The organism is Rhodococcus sp. (in: high G+C Gram-positive bacteria) (assembly GCF_049299235.1).
Taxonomy (GTDB): Bacteria; Actinomycetota; Actinomycetes; order Mycobacteriales; family Mycobacteriaceae; genus Rhodococcus.
In genome coordinates this window covers 1-3,502 of sequence record NZ_JBAQXC010000164.1, presented here as the reverse complement: position 1 = coordinate 3,502, position 3,502 = coordinate 1, and the positions used below count along the sequence as shown (strand labels likewise).

The 3,502-nt window shown below is 66.6% G+C and carries 4 protein-coding genes; 2 read left to right on the top strand and 2 right to left on the bottom strand.

Annotated features, from left to right (window positions below; genetic code table 11):
* The first annotated feature begins 156 nt into the window (after positions 1 to 156).
* Entirely contained in the window at positions 157 to 864 is a 708-nt protein-coding gene (locus tag WAX14_RS10120; RefSeq protein ID WP_422627952.1) for a hypothetical protein, read from the top strand.
* Between the two features lie 62 nt (positions 865 to 926).
* Here WAX14_RS10120 and WAX14_RS10115 read toward each other — a convergent pair whose 3' ends face one another.
* On the bottom strand, positions 927 to 1,223 hold the full coding sequence (locus tag WAX14_RS10115; protein ID WP_422627951.1) for a hypothetical protein: 297 nt from the start codon (positions 1,221 to 1,223) through the stop codon (positions 927 to 929).
* A gap of 62 nt (positions 1,224 to 1,285) precedes the next feature.
* Positions 1,286 to 2,683, bottom strand: a complete 1,398-nt coding sequence (locus WAX14_RS10110) for a wax ester/triacylglycerol synthase family O-acyltransferase (RefSeq protein ID WP_422627950.1) — start codon at positions 2,681 to 2,683, stop codon at positions 1,286 to 1,288.
* Positions 2,684 to 2,980: 297 nt separating this feature from the next.
* Here WAX14_RS10110 and WAX14_RS10105 point away from each other — a divergent pair, with 297 nt between their 5' ends.
* On the top strand, positions 2,981 to 3,478 hold the full coding sequence (locus WAX14_RS10105; protein WP_422627949.1) for a DUF2505 domain-containing protein: 498 nt from the start codon (positions 2,981 to 2,983) through the stop codon (positions 3,476 to 3,478).
* Positions 3,479 to 3,502 lie beyond the last annotated feature (24 nt).

The following is a 3,502-nucleotide window of genomic DNA, read 5'->3' as shown; positions in this document are numbered from 1 at the left end:
GTGTGGACGGTGGCATGCCCACCGCAACGCGTGGTCGAACACACAGCGGGAAACTCTGCCCGAGGCGGGGACCCGAGCCGGTAGGGTCCGATGCACCGGGCCGAGTGCCGACAAGAGCCGATCGCGCGAACATGTTCGGCGACAGAGGCGGTGTGTGTGACGTTCGAGATCCACGACTCGGCGAGGCTCCCGGTCGCGCGCGTCGAAGAGTTCTACGATGCGGTGCTCGCACCGTCGTTCGTCGAATCCGAACTGATCCCCCGCGCAGAACTGCTCGCGGAGTTGAGCGATCCCCGTGGTGAGACCGTGGCGTCATTGGCGCTCGACGATGCGGGGGAGATCGTCGGTGGCGCCGTGGGCCAGTGGTTTCCGCAGTGTCGCGTCATGCTGACCGCGTACCTGGCAACTCGGCCGGGGCGGAGGGGCTGGGGAATCGGCGGTGCGATCTTGCGGGCCGTGGTCGAGGATTGGCGGCGCCGCGTCGATCCGTTGTTGATCGTCGGCGAGGTGGAGGATCCACGACACCACACGGACATCGGTTTCGGCGACCCCGAGCGGCGATTGAAGTTCTACGCGGCAGCGGGTGCGAAGATCGTGCCGGTGCCGTACTTCCAGCCGGCCATTCACACCGATAGTGGCCGGGTGCCACACCTGTTCCTCATGACCTTCGCGGTCTCCGGCGAGTGCCGACGCGGCGAACATCGCATCGACGCGGCCCCGATCAGGGCCTTCCTGCTGGCGAACCTGGTGGGCAACGAGGGGCGTGTCGATCCGGACGATCCCGCGACGGCCGCTCTGCTCGACGCCGCGTCGACGCCGACCATCGAACTTGTCGATCCCCAGCACTATCCGAACGGTCGGTGAGGTCCGCCGCGCACATCGCTCTCGCGCCTCGCTCGTCTGCCGCAGCGCCGCGAGGCGGGTGGTCAGTTCGTCGCGTCGAGGTCGGCGCTCCGGGAGAACAGTTCGACAAGTGCGTCTTCTGCGCTCATGCACGGAATCGACGACGCGGTGACGTCGCACAGGGTCGACGCTTCCGCGGGGCTGCAGACGCCGTGCAGCACATCGCCGGTCGCGATGGCGCAGGTGATCTGATTCGGACTGAAACGGCGGGTTGTTTCCCACCCGTACTCGGGTGCCAGCGCGCGCACCGTCGTCCACTGGGAGATTTCTGCCTCGTCGGGATGGCCGACGAACAGCAGTTGCCGTTGGATCGTAGTCACTGGAACTCCCTGTGGATTTCGGTGTGTGATCTCACTATCGTCTGGTGCCATCGGGTTTGTTACTATCCGATTTCCACCGCAGCCTCGAGATCCGACAACGACTGCTCGGTGAGCGGGACGAGAGTCTCGATGTCGGGGATCTGGTCCCTTCCCGCGACGTACCCGATGTCGAGCGTGTCGGCATACGAGAACACCGTGATGTTGAGGGCGAGGCCGTCGTACACCGTCGACACCGGATAGATCGCCTCCACGCGCGCGCCGTTCCAGTACCGGTCGGTGTTCGGCCCCGGCACGCTCGACAACGCCAGGTTGAATGCCGGACGTGGAGTCGGCACGAAGGGAATCTGAGGGAGCAGTATGGTCGGCGCGATCGCGGGGAGCGCAACGGCCAGCGAAGGTCCCGAGCCGAGATCGGCGATGCGTTCCTTCGCGTCCGACATCGACCGGTGGACGACGGCGAGTCGCTCTGCGGGATCGTCGCGTTCGGTGCCGAGTGCGCACAGCGCGACCCCGAACGCGTTGGCGTCCGCGCTGTGCCCGCTGACGTCACGGGAACGGACGGTGATCGGGCAGATCGCGACGAGGGACTCGTCGGGCAGTTCGTCGTGGGCGAGCAACCAATACCGTAACGCCCCGGCGACGACGGTGGTCATCACGTCGTTGCCGGTGGTTCCGGTGGCCCCGGCGACCGCGCGGACACGGGCGCGTGAGATGCCGGTGCCGGCAACCGATCGGGCGGGCGCGAGCCGGCCGTTGAATCGGGTGTTCGGGGCCGAGAACGGCATAGCCGCGTTTCCTCCGGTCAATGCGGTGAACACATTGAGGAACGTTCCCTTGCCCAGGCGAAGTGCGAAGTCGGCACTTGCCGCGACGGCTTTCGTGGCCGTGTGAGCCAACGTCAGCGGGTTCGGAACGCGTTGATGTCCGCGGGCGTCCGCTCGTCTGGTCGGTGCCGCGGTGAACAGCGGCATGCCGCGACGGTGTGCATCGTCGGACATCCAGGATTCGATCATCCGGACGCCCCCGACACCGTCGACCACCGAATGATGCACTTTGACGAGCAGTCCGATCCGGTGGTCGTCGAAGCCGTCGATGATGTGTACCTCCCACATCGGCCGTGACCAGTCGAGCGGTGTTGCGTGCAGGTCACCGACGAGCGACCACAATGCCGCACTGTCGGATCCGTCCGGCAGCGATGTGTGGAACACGTGCTCGGTCATGTCGACCTCGGTGTCTCGCCACACCCAGGTGCCCCCCGTATCGATGCTCCGGTGCGGGCGCCGACGCAGCCGCGCGTCCAGAAGCTTCGTGTCGACGCGGCACGCGCGGCGGATCTCGTCGACGAAATCGATGCCGGCGTCCTCCGGTGGTGTCAGGACGATCAGCGCGCAGATGTGCATCGGATTCGACAGTTCCTCCGCGGTCATCATCAAGGCACCCATTGCGTCCATCGCTGCCATCCGTCTCGCCCCTCTGCCGTGGTCCCGATCTGTCAGTGGTCCCGATCGGGACGTCTACCGCAGCTTCGCATGGGCGGCCGTGAACGAGATGTCGGCCGCGCCGTCGACGTGCCCGCGGCTGTCGCTCGACGACACTCGAACTGCACCCCACCGCACAGTCGAGTTGTGCAAACGGCGACCGGCACGGGCTCTCCCGACGCCTGATATCGCGGGCCGGTCGGGTCGCTGACACGGCGTGATCCGATTTGTCGGGAGTGGTGTCGGCGGCCGTCGCACGGGGCGCTATTGTTTCGGGCCATGTCCAAAGAATTTTCGTTCAGTGCCGATATCGACCACAACGTGGAGCAGGTCCACGCCGCCCTGATCAGCGAGGAGTACTGGAAGGGCCGCCTGGGCGGAAGCACAACCGGCTCAGTGGAAGTCGGCTCCCCGGCCGGACCTGGGACGGTCCGCGCCACGCTCACCGACGAGACCGACACCTCGGGTCTTCCCGCGGTCGTGCGGGGCATCCTGCGTGGCCCACTGGTGATGGTACGCACCGACGAGTGGGGTCCGCTCGAGGGTGGTGCCGCGCAGGGCACGCTGACCGGTGGTTCGTCCAGCTTCCCGGTGACGATCGAGGGGCGTTCGGGGCTTCGCGCTCGCGACGGCGGCGCAGTACTCGAAGTCAGCGGCCAGGTCACCGTCAAGGTTCCTGTCGTCGGTGGGCAGATCGAGGGTCTGGTCGTCCAGATGGTCGAGGCGATCGTTTCCGGTGACGGCGCGGCTCTGAACGAGAAGCTGTCGGGGAACTGATGCGTAGCGGGGGCATTGCCGGAC